This is a genomic window from Pseudomonas sp. NPDC089395, from assembly GCF_044749525.1.
Classification (GTDB): Bacteria; Pseudomonadota; Gammaproteobacteria; order Pseudomonadales; family Pseudomonadaceae; genus Aquipseudomonas.
In genome coordinates this window covers 1-15269 of sequence record NZ_JBIVID010000006.1, presented here as the reverse complement: position 1 = coordinate 15269, position 15269 = coordinate 1, and the positions used below count along the sequence as shown (strand labels likewise).

13 protein-coding genes are annotated in these 15269 nt (G+C 63.6%); 8 read left to right on the top strand and 5 right to left on the bottom strand.

The annotated features are described in order from the left end of the window. The first annotated feature begins 2 nt into the window (after positions 1-2). From ACIPZG_RS14695 to ACIPZG_RS14685, 3 genes are all read left to right on the top strand, one after another. Positions 3-881, top strand: coding sequence for a helix-turn-helix domain-containing protein (locus tag ACIPZG_RS14695; RefSeq protein WP_400714855.1), 879 nt, complete (start codon positions 3-5; stop codon positions 879-881). A 202-nt stretch (positions 882-1083) separates the two neighbouring features. Then, entirely contained in the window at positions 1084-1482 is a 399-nt protein-coding gene (locus tag ACIPZG_RS14690) for a MerR family DNA-binding transcriptional regulator (RefSeq protein ID WP_008095733.1), read from the top strand. Between the two features lie 20 nt (positions 1483-1502). Continuing rightward, complete coding sequence (locus tag ACIPZG_RS14685) at positions 1503-2402, top strand: hydroxymethylglutaryl-CoA lyase (RefSeq protein ID WP_400714852.1); 900 nt, start codon at positions 1503-1505, stop codon at positions 2400-2402. Between the two features lie 532 nt (positions 2403-2934). Here ACIPZG_RS14685 and ACIPZG_RS14680 read toward each other — a convergent pair. Next, complete coding sequence (locus ACIPZG_RS14680) at positions 2935-3474, bottom strand: MgtC/SapB family protein (RefSeq protein ID WP_400714849.1); 540 nt, start codon at positions 3472-3474, stop codon at positions 2935-2937. A gap of 158 nt (positions 3475-3632) precedes the next feature. Between ACIPZG_RS14680 and ACIPZG_RS14675 the strand changes: the two genes are divergently transcribed. From ACIPZG_RS14675 to ACIPZG_RS14655, 5 genes are all read left to right on the top strand, one after another. Beyond that, positions 3633-3872 (top strand): DUF3203 family protein, encoded by a 240-nt coding sequence (locus tag ACIPZG_RS14675; protein WP_008095740.1) that lies wholly within the window; start codon positions 3633-3635, stop codon positions 3870-3872. Positions 3873-3994: 122 nt separating this feature from the next. Next, positions 3995-5380, top strand: a complete 1386-nt coding sequence (ccoG, locus tag ACIPZG_RS14670; RefSeq protein WP_400715353.1) for a cytochrome c oxidase accessory protein CcoG — start codon at positions 3995-3997, stop codon at positions 5378-5380. A 40-nt stretch (positions 5381-5420) separates the two neighbouring features. Continuing rightward, positions 5421-6830 carry a GntR family transcriptional regulator MpaR gene (gene mapR / locus ACIPZG_RS14665; RefSeq protein ID WP_400641225.1) on the top strand — a complete coding sequence of 470 codons (1410 nt, stop codon included), beginning with the start codon at positions 5421-5423 and terminating at the stop codon, positions 6828-6830. Positions 6831-6886: 56 nt separating this feature from the next. Further along, positions 6887-8542, top strand: a complete 1656-nt coding sequence (locus ACIPZG_RS14660; protein ID WP_400714846.1) for an ATP-binding protein — start codon at positions 6887-6889, stop codon at positions 8540-8542. A 66-nt stretch (positions 8543-8608) separates the two neighbouring features. Beyond that, positions 8609-10684, top strand: a complete 2076-nt coding sequence (locus tag ACIPZG_RS14655; protein ID WP_400714843.1) for a PAS domain-containing protein — start codon at positions 8609-8611, stop codon at positions 10682-10684. Between the two features lie 10 nt (positions 10685-10694). Here the strand turns inward: ACIPZG_RS14655 and ACIPZG_RS14650 are convergent, their stop codons facing one another. The 4 genes from ACIPZG_RS14650 to ACIPZG_RS14635 form a co-directional block, all read right to left on the bottom strand. Further along, positions 10695-11441 carry an SDR family oxidoreductase gene (locus tag ACIPZG_RS14650; protein WP_400714840.1) on the bottom strand — a complete coding sequence of 249 codons (747 nt, stop codon included), beginning with the start codon at positions 11439-11441 and terminating at the stop codon, positions 10695-10697. A gap of 175 nt (positions 11442-11616) precedes the next feature. Further along, entirely contained in the window at positions 11617-13152 is a 1536-nt protein-coding gene (locus tag ACIPZG_RS14645) for a DHA2 family efflux MFS transporter permease subunit (protein ID WP_400641232.1), read from the bottom strand. After that, entirely contained in the window at positions 13149-14342 is a 1194-nt protein-coding gene (locus ACIPZG_RS14640; RefSeq protein ID WP_400714837.1) for an HlyD family efflux transporter periplasmic adaptor subunit, read from the bottom strand. The genes ACIPZG_RS14645 and ACIPZG_RS14640 overlap by 4 nt, the downstream gene beginning before the upstream one ends. Positions 14343-14373: 31 nt before the next feature. Continuing rightward, positions 14374-14847: a MarR family winged helix-turn-helix transcriptional regulator gene (locus tag ACIPZG_RS14635; RefSeq protein WP_400714834.1), complete on the bottom strand. Its 474-nt coding sequence runs from the start codon at positions 14845-14847 to the stop codon at positions 14374-14376. Between the last annotated feature and the right edge of the window lie 422 nt (positions 14848-15269).

Below are 15269 nucleotides of genomic sequence, written 5' to 3'. Positions count from 1 at the left end.
GCATGCAATCCACCCTCCCCGGCGTCCCGTTGTTCCAGCTCTACGGCGAAAACCAGGCCTGGCCTGGCACCGACCTGCTGCATTGCGAATCGATCCCGGCGCGCAGCCGCCTGCACCATTGGGAGATCAAGCCGCACCAGCACGCCGAGCTATTCCAGCTGCTGTATGTGCAGCGCGGCCAGGCCGAGTTGGAGATCGAGGGTGTGCGCAGCGCCATCGGCGAGGCGGCGATCCAGGTGGTGCCACCGCTGACGGTGCATGGCTTTCGCTTCAGCGCCGATATCCAGGGGCACGTACTGACCTTCGGTACAGCCCTGGTGGCGGACCTGGAACAACGCCTGGGTACACCGCTGGGGGTGCTGACCCAGGCGGCGTGCTACCCGTTGGGCAAGGACCGTGTGCGCCTGCGCAGCCTGATCGATACGCTGCAGCAGGAGTACCAGGGCAACGCCCCGGGGCGGGCGGCCTTGCTCGAAGCCCTGATGACGGCACTGCTGGTATGGATCAGCCGCTGCCAGCAACAGGGCCAGGCGCCGCGTAACCGCGATGAACGTGACCGGCAGTTGCTGGGGCAGTACCTGCGCCTTGTCGAGGCGCATTACCGCGAGCATCTGTCGGTGGAGGATTTTGCCGCACGCTTGAAGGTACCGAGCCTGCAGCTCAATCAGCTGTGCCGGGCGTTGTGCGGACAGAGCGCGCTGCAGGTGGTGCACCAAAGGCTGCTGCTGGAGGCGCGGCGCAATCTGGTCTACACGCGGATGAGCATCGGGCAGTTGTCGGATAGCCTGGGGTTCAGTGATCCGACTTACTTTGCGCGGTTCTTCAAGCGGTTGAGTGGGCAGACGCCCAATGGGTATCGGCGGTCGGTGCAGCCTGACTGACCTGCTTTTGTCTGTACTGGCCTCTTCGCGGGACAAGCCCGCTCCCACAGGTACAACCTGGTCTTCAAGCGCAGTGGAGTACTTGTGGGAGCGGGCTTGCCCCGCGAAGAGGCCAGCAAAACCGACACACACCCCCAGCCCTGCTTGACGTATACGTCAACCTGCCCTCAGGATACTGGCATACCCCACGCCGAGCCCTAGCATGAGCAGCCAGACCTACAGCATTTCCGACCTGTCCCGCGAACTGGACATCACCACCCGTGCCATCCGTTTCTATGAGGAACAGGGCCTGCTCAGCCCCGAGCGCCGTGGCCTGGAGCGCATCTATACAGCCCGTGACAAGGTCAGCCTGAAGCTCATCCTGCGCGGCAAGCGCATCGGTTTTTCGCTGGCCGAATGCCGCGAACTGATCGAGCTCTACGACCCCAGCAGCGGCAATCTCAAGCAGCTCAACAGCATGCTGGGGAAAATCGCCGAGCGACGCGCCCAGCTGGAACAGCAGATGCTCGACATCCACCAGATGCAACTGGAACTGGACACCGCCCAGGAGCGCTGCGAACAGGCCCTGGCCGCCACCTTGAACAATAACGACAACCGTTGACCTGCCACAGGAACCCCGCCATGTCCTTGCCCGAAAAAGTCCGCCTGGTCGAAGTCGGCCCCCGCGACGGCCTGCAGAACGAAGCCCAACCCATCAGCGTCGCCGACAAGGTGCGCCTGGTCGACGACCTCAGCGCGGCCGGGCTGGGCTATATCGAGGTGGGCAGTTTCGTCTCGCCCAAGTGGGTACCGCAGATGGCCGGGTCCGCCGAAGTGTTCGCCGCGATCGAGCAGCGCCCAGGCGTCACCTATGCCGCCCTGGCCCCCAACCTGCGCGGCTTCGAGGACGCCCTGGCGGCCGGGGTGAAGGAAGTGGCAGTGTTCGCCGCGGCCTCCGAGGCCTTTTCCCAGCGCAACATCAATTGCTCGATCAGCGAAAGCCTGACCCGTTTCGAACCGATCATGGACGCCGCGCGCAGCCACGGTGTGCGGGTGCGCGGTTACGTGTCCTGCGTGCTCGGTTGCCCCTATGAAGGCAAGGTCAGCGCCGCGCAGGTCGCCCCGGTGGCCAAGGCCCTGCATGAGATGGGCTGCTACGAGGTGTCGCTGGGCGACACCATCGGCACCGGCACTGCAGGCGATACCCGGCGCCTGTTCGACGTGGTCTCGGCCGTGGTGCCACGGGAACAGTTGGCCGGACACTTCCACGATACTTACGGTCAGGCCCTGGCCAATGTGTACGCCAGCCTGCTCGAAGGCATCAGTGTGTTCGACAGCTCGGTGGCGGGGCTTGGCGGCTGCCCATACGCCAAGGGCGCCACGGGCAACATCGCCAGCGAAGATGTGCTGTACCTGTTGCAGGGGCTGGGCATCGAAACCGGTATCGACCTCGACCGACTGATCACCGCCGGGCAACGCATCAGCCAGGTGCTGGGTCGGACCAATGGCTCGCGGGTGGCACGGGCGCGCAGTGCCCAGTGATTCACACGATTGTCACAAGAGTGTGGGCGGAGTGTTACCGCCCCCACGCAACTCAGCAAAAAATCGGGTAACAGGGAAACAAATCGACAGAATTTCAGGCTACCCGCTTTTGATGATTCTCTTCAAACCCTTGATTTTAAAGAGTTTTCAAAAGTTGGCACGGCACCTGCTATATGTTTGGTACAACAACAACAAAAATGCGATACCCAATAAAAACAACAGATAACGGCTCTGACATAACAAGAACAACACGGCAGAGGCGTAGCAAGCAGATTTTTTTGGAGTCGACACGCTTTTCAGGGGTTCGCCCCGCGATCTGACACAGAACAATAAAACTACCTCAAGGTAGCGGCAGTCAGGATCGGATCATCACGATGAAAGCAGGTCAGCGCTCAAAAAAATACGTTTGCTCTTGACCCCGCATGGGGGTCGCTCGCGACATCAAGGCAGGCTAACAAAAACAACAAATGGCCAGTCTTCAATAATAAGAAAAGAGCAGGCAACAACGCTTTGAGGGGAGCTTCGGCTCCCCTCAGTGCTTCCTGCCCTCCTCCTCTTCCTTCGTTTCATCCCCTTCCTTGCCTTTCGCTTCGCCTTCCCCCTCGATCTTGTCCACCACCAGCGGCATCGTCGCCAGCACCAGCAACGCCATCACGGTACTGATCAGCGCCGTGGCTTCGCGCCCCATGCCTGCAGCCGTGCCGATGGCGGCCGTCATCCACAGCCCGGCCGCCGTGGTCAGGCCTTTGACATGGCTGGCGTCCTGGCCATTGCCTTTGAGAATCGTACCCGCCCCCAGAAAACCGATACCGGCGACGATACCTTGGACCACCCGGCTCAGTGCTTGCTCGTCAGCGCCAGCCATGCTCGGTGCCAACACGAACAGCGCCGCGCCCATCGACACCAGCATGTGGGTACGCACGCCGGCGGCCTTGCCCTTGCTTTCGCGCTCGAAGCCCAGCACGGCGCCCAGGATCGCCGCCATCAGCAGGCGCAGGAGGATGCGGGTGACTTCTGCTTCGTCGGTGATATCGGCGAATTCTGCTTGCAGGGTTTGCCAGACAAGGTCCATCGAATATCTCCTCACAGGCTTTTAAAGCCATGGCCAGTGCGCTGGCCCTTGAGGGTTGACCTAGGCAACGCATGCAAAGTGCCCGCCCAGCGGACCAATGCAGCAACCCGTCCACCCCAGTGGTCACAACTGGTAACCGCACCCCGGAGGACCACCCCATGCCCGTCGAAATCGAAGAAAGCACCCGCCGCTGCACTCTGATCGGCGAAGACCTGCGCATCGAAGGCGAAGGCCCGGACATCGAGATCGTTACCGATGAGCAGATGCACATGTCGGTGGCGCTGTTGGCCGGCCAACGTGTTCCGATCACCGAAGCCGAAGCCGATGCACTGACTGTTGCAGGTGCGGTGGATAGCCGCAGGCACTTGAAAGCCAGCGTTCCAGGCTCGGTGATATAAGGCCTCGGAGGCTATTGGCAGCCATCTGATACGGTTTTTATCTTACAACCTGAGTCTGTGCTGAAAACAGCCAGGGAGCCATAGTGCTCAGGCCTGATCGAGGCCTGATGAGCACCGTAGCCATGTACGAGAAAATCGACGTCATCCAGATCGCTGCCAAGCGCCCCAGCGTCAGCGGCATCCATACCCGCAGCTTCACCGGGCTGTACCGCAACCTGCGCATTGGTTTCGCCGGTGTGCTGTTCGTGCTGTTCTTCGGCACGGCCTGGCTCGACTGGAACGGCCGCCAGGCGGTGCTGTGGGATTTGGCCAGCAGCAAATTCCACATCTTCGGCGCCACCTTCTGGCCCCAGGACTTCATCCTCCTTTGCGCCCTGCTGATCATCGCCGCCTTCGGCCTGTTCGCCATCACTGTGTATGCCGGCCGGGTCTGGTGCGGCTACAGCTGCCCGCAAAGCGTGTGGACCTGGCTGTTCATGTGGTGCGAGAAGGTCACCGAGGGTGACCGCAACCAGCGCATCAAGCTCGCCGCCGCGCCCTGGACCCTTGGCAAGCTCGCCCGCCGCACGCTCAAGCACGGTTTGTGGCTGGCCATCGGTGTGCTCACCGCGCTGACCTTCGTCGGCTACTTCACCCCGATCCGCCCCTTGGCCCAGGAACTGTTCACCCTGCAACTGGAGGGCGTGGCGCTGTTCTGGGTGCTGTTCTTCACCACCGCCACCTACCTCAACGCCGGCTGGCTGCGCGAAGCGGTGTGCCTGCACATGTGCCCATACGCGCGTTTTCAGAGCGTGATGTTCGATAAAGACACCCTGGCCGTGGCCTACGACCCACGCCGTGGCGAAGCACGCGGCCCGCGAAAGAAAGGCAGCGATGCCCGTGCGCAAGGCCTGGGCGATTGCATCGACTGCACCCTGTGCGTGCAGGTCTGCCCCACCGGCATCGACATCCGCGACGGCCTGCAGATGGCCTGCATCGGTTGCGCCGCCTGTATCGATGCATGCGACAACGTCATGACGAAAATGGGCTACCCCAACGGCCTGATCGGCTACAAGTCCGAGCACAGCCTGCAAGGCGGCACGACCCAATGGCTGCGCCCGCGCCTGCTGGGTTACGCCGCAGCCTTGCTGGTGATGATCGCGGCCTTGGTAGTGGCCTTGCAGCTGCGCCCGATGGTGTCGCTGGACGTGATCAAGGACCGTGGCCTGTTCCGCGAGAATGCCCAGGGTCAGATCGAGAACATCTACCTGCTCAAGGTCATCAACAAGACCGAGCACAGCCAGCGGTATCAGCTGCGCCTGCTGGATGCCGACGGTTTCGCCCTGCAGGGCCGCAACGAGCTGGTGATTCCCGCCGGAGAAATGGCCGAGCTGCCGGTATCGGTGGCCCTGCTGGCCGAACGCCCGGCCAGCAGTTCGCAGGAACTGGCCTTCGAAATCCAGGACAGTGACCAACCCGAGGTGCGCAGCGTGGCGCGCAGCCGCTTCGTGGCGCCGATCAATCGCTGATCCCTTACACTCAACTGTTCACCTTGCCTGCCGAGCCCCCATGAAACGTTACGAACGCTTTGCCGACGACATTGCCGAACTGATCCGCTCCGGGGTACTCGGCCCCGGCCAGCGCGTGCCTTCGGTGCGCTATGCCAGCCAGACCCACGGGGTCAGCCCGTCGACGGTGTTCCAGGCCTACTACCTGCTCGAACGCCGCGGGCTGATCCGCGCGCGGCCGCGTTCGGGCTACTTCGTCAATGCGCACGCGCCACGCCCGTTCAGTGAGCCGCAGGCCCTGGAACCGCAGAGCGAATCGACCGACGTGGATGTCAGCGCCCTGGTGTTCTCCATCCTCGAATCGATCAAGGACCCGAGCACGGTACCGTTCGGCTCGGCCTTCCCCAGCCCCGAACTGTTCCCGCTGCAGCGCCTGTCCCGCTCGCTGGCCAGTGCCAGTCGGGCGATGGACCCGCGCATGGTGGTCACCGACCTGTCGCCGGGCAACCCGCAGCTGCGTCGGCAGATTGCCCTGCGCTACATGGTCGGCGGGCTGATGCTGCCCATGGAAGAACTGCTGATCACCAACGGTGCGCTAGAGGCCTTGAACCTGTGCCTGCAGGCTGTCACCGAGCCCGGCGACCTGGTGGCCATCGAAGCGCCGGCCTTCTATGCCTGCCTGCAGGTGCTGGAGCGGCTCAAGCTCAAGGCCGTGGAAATCCCGGTGCATCCGCGCGAAGGCATGGACCTGGCCGTGCTGGCGCAAACCCTGGACAAACACCCGGTCAAGGCCGTGTGGTGCATGACCAACTTCCAGAACCCGGTGGGCGCCAGCATGCCCGAGGCGAAGAAGCAGGCACTGGTCGAACTGCTGAGCCGCCACCAGGTGCCGCTGATCGAGGACGATGTCTACGCCGAGCTGTACTACGCCCAGCAGGCGCCCAAGCCAGCCAAGGCCTTCGATACCCAGGGCCTGGTGATGCACTGCGGCTCGTTCGCCAAGAGCCTGGCACCGGGCTACCGCATCGGCTGGGTGGCGGCCGGGCGCTTTGCACAGAAGATCGAGCGGCTCAAGCTGATGACCTCGTTGTGTGCCTCGATGCCGGCCCAGGCGGCCATCGCCGACTACCTGCAGCACGGTGGCTATGACCGCCACCTGCGCAAGCTGCGCTATGCCCTGGAAGGCCAGCAGGCCAACATGCTCGCCGCCATCGCTCGGCATTTTCCGGCGCAGACGCGGGTCAGCCAGCCTGCTGGCGGCTACTTCCTGTGGCTTGAATTGCCCGAGCAGATGGACGCCCTGAAGCTGTTTCACATGGCCTTGGCGCAGGGCATCAGCATCGCCCCGGGGCCGATCTTCTCGCCCACCCGACGCTTCGGCAACTGCATCCGCTTGAACTACGGCAGCCCCTGGAATGCGACGGCGGAAAATGCCATGGAAACCCTGGGGCGGATCATCCGCTCCTTCTGAGGGCACCTTGCCTTCAGCTCGACTATAGTTGGGCGACCCGATACCGGATCGCCCGCATGCAGCCAGACCGCACCCCGCCCACCGTCGAACAGCTTCAGGCGAAGGTGGCCGAACTAGAAGCGCAATGTGCACAACGCGTCGACCAGGCCCAAGCCAACAACAAGCTGCTCGGTGAACTGGTCGATCACAGCGTGGCCAATGTGTTCGCTGCCGACCGCAGTCTCCGCCTGCTGGCGATCAACCGCACCGCACAGGAAACATTCAAGCGTTATCGCGGCTTCGTGCCGAAGGTCGGTGACTACATCCCGCAGTTCCTGGCGGGGCAGCCCGACATCATGGGTCGACTGGAACCTGTTTGGCCAAGGATCCTGGCGGGCGAGACGTTCGTCGACATCATCGCGCTGGGCACACCCGACGCACCGCGCCACTACGAAATCCACTACAACCCGCTGCGTGACGCGCAACAGAAAGTCCAGGGCGGCTACCTGTTCGCCTACGACATCACCGACCGTGTCGTCGAACAGGAACGCCTGCGCGAAACAGAAGAAGCCTTGCGTCAGTCGCAAAAGATGGAGGCGATCGGGCAACTGACCGGCGGCATCGCGCACGATTTCAACAACCTGCTGGGCAGTATCCTTGCCGCACTGGAGATGGCCGAGCAACGGCAGGCCGAAACACGCCTTCAGGACAGCAGGCAGTTGCTGGCAGTGGCCCGTCACAACACCCAGCGCGCCGCCACACTGGTGCAGCGCTTGCTGGCCTTCGCCCGCCAGCAGAAACTGGTGCCACAAGCCGTGGATGTGCAGCAACTGGTGGCCGGCATGCACGACCTCATCGGCAGTTCGATCGATTCGCACATCACCTTCGTCGATGAGACCCTGGCCAGCCAATGGCGGATCCGGGTCGATCCGCCACAACTGGAAAATGCCCTGCTCAACCTGTGCCTCAATGCCCGTGACGCCATGCCAATGGGCGGTACGCTGCGCATAGGTTGCGAGAACACCTCGCTCGATCAAGACGAGGCCCGCGCCCTTGATGTGCCGCCTGGTCAGTACCTGCAGATCACCATCAGTGACAACGGCACTGGCATGTCCGAACAGGTCGCACAGCGTGCCCTTGAACCGTTCTTCACCACCAAACCATTGGGCCAGGGGTCCGGGCTGGGGCTGTCGATCGTGTACGGGTTCATACGCCAGTCCGGTGGGCAGTTGCACATGATCAGCAGCCAGGGCCACGGCACCTGCATCCACCTCTACCTGCCCAGGGAAACCACTGACCTGCCCAGGCCTGCGGCGCGCCAGGAACCGGTAACGACCACCACCCGATCGAGCCCGCATCGGGTCATGCTGGTGGAAGACCAGGACACCTTGCGCCTGGTGATCGGCGAGGTACTCGAAGACTGCGGTCACCACGTGCATACCTTCGCCGACGGCAAGCACGCCCTGCAGGCACTGCACATGGGCCTACGGCCTGACTTGCTGATCACCGATATCGGACTGCCCGGTGGGGTCGATGGCCATCAGTTGGCAGCCGCCTGCCTGAAGATGTCCAAGGAGATCGCGGTGATGTTCATTACCGGCTATGGACAGGGCACCGACATGGCCAAGACCTGGCAGGGCAAGCGCATCGATATTCTCTACAAGCCGTTCGAACTGGCCGTGCTCAAGCAACATGTCGAGCGCCTGCTGGAAAATCTGCGGGCATTGCCCTGACCCGCTATGCACCCTGTGACTGGACAGGCTAAAGTCACGCCAGTCAGTTTTCTGTCGGAAGTCGGCATGCCATCCCGCGAACTACTCGCCCTGCGCCAGCAAATCGAAGCACTCGAGCAGCGCAACGCCCTGCTGGAATCGCGCCTGACGCGCTACCAGGATCAAGACCAGAACATCTACCGCTTTCTGTTCGACACCATGGACGAAGGCTTCTGCATCATCCAGTTCTTCGACGGCCCCCACGGCCCGCTCAGTGACTATGTGCACGTGCTGGCCAACGCCGCCTACGCCAAGCATGCCGGGATCCCCAACGTGGTCGGGCAGAAGCTGCGCGAAATGGTGCCCGACGAAGCCGACGACTGGGTGGCCCGCTACGGCGCAGTGCTGCGCACAGGCGAGCCCTTGCAGTTCGAGCAAGAGCTGGTTGCCACTGGCCATGTGCTGTCGGTGACCACCTTTCGCGTCGAACCGCCCGAGCGCCGCCAGGTGGCGGTGCTGTTCAAGGACGTGACCGCGCGGCGCAAGGCCGAACTGGCCCTGCAGCAGCTCAACGAAGAACTGGAGCAGCGGGTCAACGCTGCCCTGGCAGAACGGCGCCTGTTCGCCGAGCTGGTCGAGCACGCCGTGGTCAACGTCCATGTGATCGATACCCACATGCGGTGGCTGGCGGTCAACCGCCAGGCCAAGGAGGACTTCCACAGCCTCTACGGCCGCACGCCGGAAGTGGGCGAGCACATGCCGACCCTGATGGCCAATGCGCCCGCCGATAGCCAGCAGGCGTTGGCCTTGTGGCGCCGGGCACTGGGCGGTGAGCGCTTTACCGAGGTGGTCGCTTTTGGTCCGGAGCATGACCGGCGCCATTACGAACTGCGCTTCAATGCCCTGCGTGATCAGGACGGCACTCTGCAAGGCGCCTACCTGTTCGCCTACGAGATCAGCGAACGGATCAAGGAGCAACAGCGCCTGGCCAAGGCCGAACAAGCGTTGCGCCAGGCCCAGAAGATGGAAGCCGTGGGGCAGCTCAGCGGCGGCATCGCCCACGATTTCAACAACCTGCTGGGCAGCATCCTCAATGCCCAGGAGCTGATGCGCCAACGCCTGGAGCAAGCGCGTTACGGCGAACTGGCGCCGTTGCTCGAACTGTCCAGTGACTCCGCACAACGGGCCTCGTCGCTGGTGCACCGGTTGCTGGCTTTCTCGCGTCAGCAGACCTTGCAACCCTGCGCTACCCAGGTCACCACGTTGGTCACCGACATGGAAGAACTGCTGCGCCGCACCATTGGCCCGGGCATTACCCTGCGCAGCCACTTCGACACCCCGTTATGGCCAACCTTCATCGACCCGCCGCAACTGGAAAGCGCGCTGCTCAACCTCTGCATCAATGCCCGTGACGCCCTGCCAGCCGGGGGGGCGATCGATGTCCTGGGGGACAACATCACGCTCGACGCTGAACAGACGCGGCTGCTGGAACTGTCGAGCGGCGATTACGTGCGCCTGAGCGTGGTCGACAATGGCTGCGGCATGAGCACAGACGTGGCGGCGCGGGCGATGGACCCCTTCTTCTCCACTAAACCCATGGGCCAGGGCACCGGATTGGGGCTGTCGATGACCTATGGTTTCGTGCGCCAGTCAGGTGGCCAACTGCGCTTGGTGTCGACCCCGGGCGCTGGCACCCGGGTCGAGCTGTACCTGCCGCGCCATCATGCGCAACCCGAAACGCCTGTGGACAAGCCCAGCCCCTTGCCACTTCAAGATCAACCTGCAGGCGGCCAGCGCATCCTGCTGGTGGAGGACCAGGCAGCCCTGCGCCTGGTGATCGGCGAGGTGCTGGAAGAACTGGGTTACCAGGTCGAAGCCTTAGAAAACGGCCCCGCCGCGCTGGCTTACCTGCAGCACGCCGAGCGCCCGGACTTGCTGCTCAGCGACATTGGCCTGCCCGACGGCCTCAATGGCCGCCAGCTGGCCGAACGTTGCCGGCAGCAGTATCCCGACCTCAAGGTACTGTTCATCACCGGTTACGATGAGAGCGCGGCACTCAGCGACGGGCAACTGCTGCAAGGTACCAGCGTGCTGACCAAACCCTTCGAACTGCCGGCCTTGGCCGCGCGCGTGCGCCAGTTGCTGGAGGATGAGCGGCCCTGAGGGGCCGCTCTCAGCGCCCGCCGCCCAGGTCGATGAAACTGCCAGTGGAATAGGATGCCTTCTCCGACAACAGCCAGAGAATCGCCTCGGCCACTTCCTCCGGCTGGCCGCCACGCCCCATGGGCAGGCCGGCCTCCAGCTTGCTCACCCGGTCCGGGTCACCGGACAGGGCATGAAAACCGGTATGAATGTAGCCAGGGCGCACCCCGTTGACCCGCACGCCCTCGCCCGCGACTTCCTTGGCCAGGCCAACGGTGAAGGTGTCCAGTGCACCTTTGGAGGCGGCGTAGTCGACATACTCGTTGGGCGAGCCCAGGCGGGCGGCGACCGACGACACGTTGACGATGGCACCGCCCTGGCCGCCATGCCGGCGGGCCATGCGCAGCAAGGCGTGCTTGGCGCAGAGCATCGGGCCGACGACGTTGGTCTTCATCATCTTGAGCAGGCGAAACTCCGACATCTCCTCGACGCGGCTCTGCTGGCCGATGGTGCCCGCGTTGTTGACCAGTGCGGTAACCGGGCCGAGTTCCTGGTCGACGCGGTGGAACAGCTGGATCACCTCGTCCTCGACACTGGCATCGGCGCGCACGCTGATGGCCTCGGCGCCGAGTGAGCGCACCTGACCGAGCAGGCTTTCAGCGGCCTGGTCGTCGGTGAGGTAGTTGATGCAGATGCGATAGCCCTGTTGGGCGGCCATTAAGGCGGTGGCGGCGCCTATGCCACGGCTGGCGCCGGTGATGACGATGACTTTCTCCATGGAACTGCCGGTCGCTTGGGAAGGGAACATCGACAATAGGGGAAAAGCTATCGCATGGGAATAGATCGGCTTGGGGCAGATGAGGGCTCGGCTTGAGGGTTTGGGTGGGGTTGAGATCGAGCGCCGCGCGGGCGGCGCTCGATTTCTGCACCACCCCTACTCCCCAGGCGAGCCCTCAATGCCCCGCCGACGCCGGCCCCGCCTTGGCGGTGAAAGGCGGCTTGGCCAACCACACCAGCAGGATCAGCCCGGCAAACACCCAGGTCATCAGGGTGAAGTAATCCACGGTCGACATCATGTAGGCCTGCCGGTTGAGCATCTGCTCCAGCAACGCGTAGCTCTGCAGGTTGGCACCCCCCAATTGTTCCAAGGTATGCCGCGTCGCCGGCTCGAACTCACTGATGTGCTCGCTCAGGTAGGCGTGATGCTGGTCGGCCCGGCGAATCCAGATCCACGTGGTCAACGACGCGGCAAAACTGCCGCCCAGCGTGCGCAGGAAGGTCGCCAGCCCCGAACCGTCGGCGATCTGATGCGGCGGCAGGTCCGACAGCAGGATGCTCAAGGTCGGCATGAAGAACAGCGCCACGCCAATGCCCATGAACAACTGCACCAGGGCAATGTGCTGGAAGTCCACCTCACTGGTGAAGCCAGCCCGCATGTAACAGCTGCCGCCAATCGCCAGGAACGCCAGCCCCGCCAGCACCCGCAAGTCGAAGCGGTGGGCGTATTTGCCCACGAACGGCGACATCAGCACCGGCAGCAGGCCGATCGGTGCCACCGCCAGCCCGGCCCAGGTCGCGGTGTAGCCCATCTGCGTCTGCAACCACTGCGGCAGCATCAGGTTGATGCCGAAGAACCCCGCATAACCGCCCACCAACACCATCGTGCCGATGCGAAAGTTGCGGTGCACGAACAGCCGCAGGTTGACCACCGGATGGCGGTCGGTGAGCTCCCAGATGACGAAGATGGCCAGGAACACCACCGAAATCAGGCTGCCGATGATGATGAACGAAGACTCGAACCAATCCAGGTCATTGCCCTTGTCGAGCACCACCTGCAACGCGCCGACGCCGACGATCAACGTCAGCAGGCCGATATAATCCATCGGCTGGCGGCTGGTGACCACCGGCCGCGTGCGCATCTGCTGGCGCACCACGGCGGCGGCGAACAGGCCGATGGGCACGTTGATGAAGAAGATCCATGGCCAGCTGTAGCTGTCGGTGATCCAGCCGCCCAGGATCGGCCCGGCAATCGGCGCCACCACCGTGACCATCGCCAGCAAGGCCAGGGCCATGCCCCGCTTGGCGGGCGGGTAGACGGCGATCAGCAGGGTCTGGGTCATCGGGTACAACGGCCCGGCCACCACCCCCTGCAGCACACGAAAGCCCACCAGCTCCGGCATCGACTGGGCGATACCGCAAAGAAAGGAGGCCAGCACGAACAGCAGCGTGGCCCAGATGAACAGCTTGACCTCACCGAAGCGCCGGCTCAGCCAGCCGGTCAGCGGCAAGGCGATGGCGTTGCTCACCGCGAACGAGGTGATGACCCAGGTGCCCTGCTCGTAACTCACCCCCAGGTTGCCGGAAATGGTCGGCAGCGCCACGTTGGCGATGGTGGTGTCGAGCACCTGCATGAAGGTCGCCAGCGACAGGCCTATGGTGGTCAGCAACAGGCTCGGCGGGGTGAACTGGGCCGGGGCGTTGTCGCTCATCGCTGGGCCGTCTTGCCGGAAGCGCTGTTGGCGTGGATCAACCGGGCGATCAGCTCGTCGGCCTCGACCAACTGGCGGTCATACACCTGGGTGGTGTAGCTGGCTTGCTGCGGTGGCTGCTGGGCCAGGGCCGGGCCGCTCTGGTCATGCAGGTCGACCTCGACCACGGTGGACAGGCCGATCCGCAGCGGATGGTCCTTGAGCTGATCGGGGCTCAGGTGAATGCGCACCGGTACGCGCTGGACGATCTTGATCCAGTTGCCGGTGGCATTCTGTGCCGGCAGCAGGGCAAAGGCGCTGCCGGTTCCTGCGCCCAGGCTGTCGACCGTGCCGCTGTATTTGACCTCGCTGCCGTACAGGTCGGCGCTGATGTCCACCGGCTGGCCGATGCGCATGTTGCGCAGTTGGGTTTCCTTGAAGTTGGCGTCGATCCACACCTCATCCAGCGGGATCACGGCCATGGTCGCGGTGCCCGGCTGCAAGCGCTGGCCCAACTGCACGGTGCGCTTGGCAACGTAGCCGGTGACCGGCGCCACCAGGGTGGTGCGGGCATGGTCGAGGTAGGCCTGGCGCAGGTCGGCGGCGGCAGCCATGACCTCGGGGTGCGAGGACACCACGGTGTCGTCCACCAGTGCAGTGCTGGTATTGAGCTGCTGGCGGGCGCTGTTCACCGCCGCCTGGGCCACGGTCAGGTCATCCCGGGAATGCGAGATTTCTTCGGCGGCGATCGCACCGCTGTCGGCCAGCACCTTGCGCCGGTTGTAGTTCTGCTGGGCTTTCTGCAGCTCGGCCTGGCGGGTCTGCAACTGGGCCTTGAGCGAATCGACGTTGCTGTACAGGCCACGCACCTGGCGCACGCTGCGGGCCAGCTTGGCTTCGGCGGCCTGCAAGGCGACTTCGCTGTCGGCCGGATCGAACTGCAGCAGCACCTGGCCGGCGTGCACCAGGTCGCCATCGTCGGCACCGATACTGGTCACGGTGCCGGTCACCAACGGCGTGATCTCCACCACGTTGCCATTGACGTAGGCGTCGTCGGTGCTTTCGTGCCAGCGCCCGACCAGGCTGTACCAGCCCCAGGTGCCCGCGCCTGCGAGCAGCACCAGCAGGAGCAGGCCAAGCAGCCAGACCTTGCGCTTGCGCGACGGTTGCGGCGCTTCGGGGGGAGTTGAGGTGTCTGCGGGAGTGGCCATGGGTAATACCTTGGAAAAAGCGTAACAGGGTTCAACGATCGCCGAAGCGGCGAATCGTCAGGGGGTCGCCGGCGCCGAGCAGGACCTTGGCCAGCAGGCCTTCGAGGGTTTTCAGCTCGTCAGGCTGCAGCACGCTGACCAGCTCGTTCATCGCCGCCGCGCCGATCTCCGGCAAACGGTCGGCCAGGCGCTGGCCCTCGGCGGTGAGGGCCAGCCGGACCTGGCGGCGGTCATCGGGGCAGCGGTTGCGCAGCATCAGGCCCTTGTGCTCGAGGCGGTCGAGCATGCGGGTCATCGAACCGCTGTCCAGGCCCAGGTAGCGGCAGAGTTCGGCCGGGGTATCCACCTGGTACTGGGTGATGATGATCAGCACCTTGAACTGCGCGGCGGTGACGCCCTCGGATTCGAGGTGCCAGTCGAGAATGCGGTCCTTGAGGATCGCCGCACGGCCCAACAGCATGCCGATGGCGCAGGTCTGGAAGTTTTCCGGGGTGAAATGGGACATCGGCGTGGGCTCGGGCAATTGTTTAAAAATATTACTGCCTAGGCAGTGAATGTCAAAGCTTTGATTAGGGGGCTATGTAAAATTTCATGGGATGGGGGGCGCGGGAGGGGGTGATTTGAGATGTGGGGTGATGCGCAAATCGAGCGCCGCCCGCGCGGCGCATCGCGGATGAATCCGCTCCTACATTTGTTGCAACGTACCTATGCCTGATAGGCCATGGTTGCCTGCCTTGTGGGTACGACGTGATTTCTCGGCGGGCGCCAAAGGCGGACAACCATGGCCTGACAGACCGTGGCACGTTGCAACAAATGTAGGAGCGGATTCATCCGGAGGGTGTCAGAAATTTTGTGTTCGGGCATAACATGAGTAAGAGGTGCATGTATGCCAACCAAAAAGAAATCTGAACGCCAACCAGTGCGAGA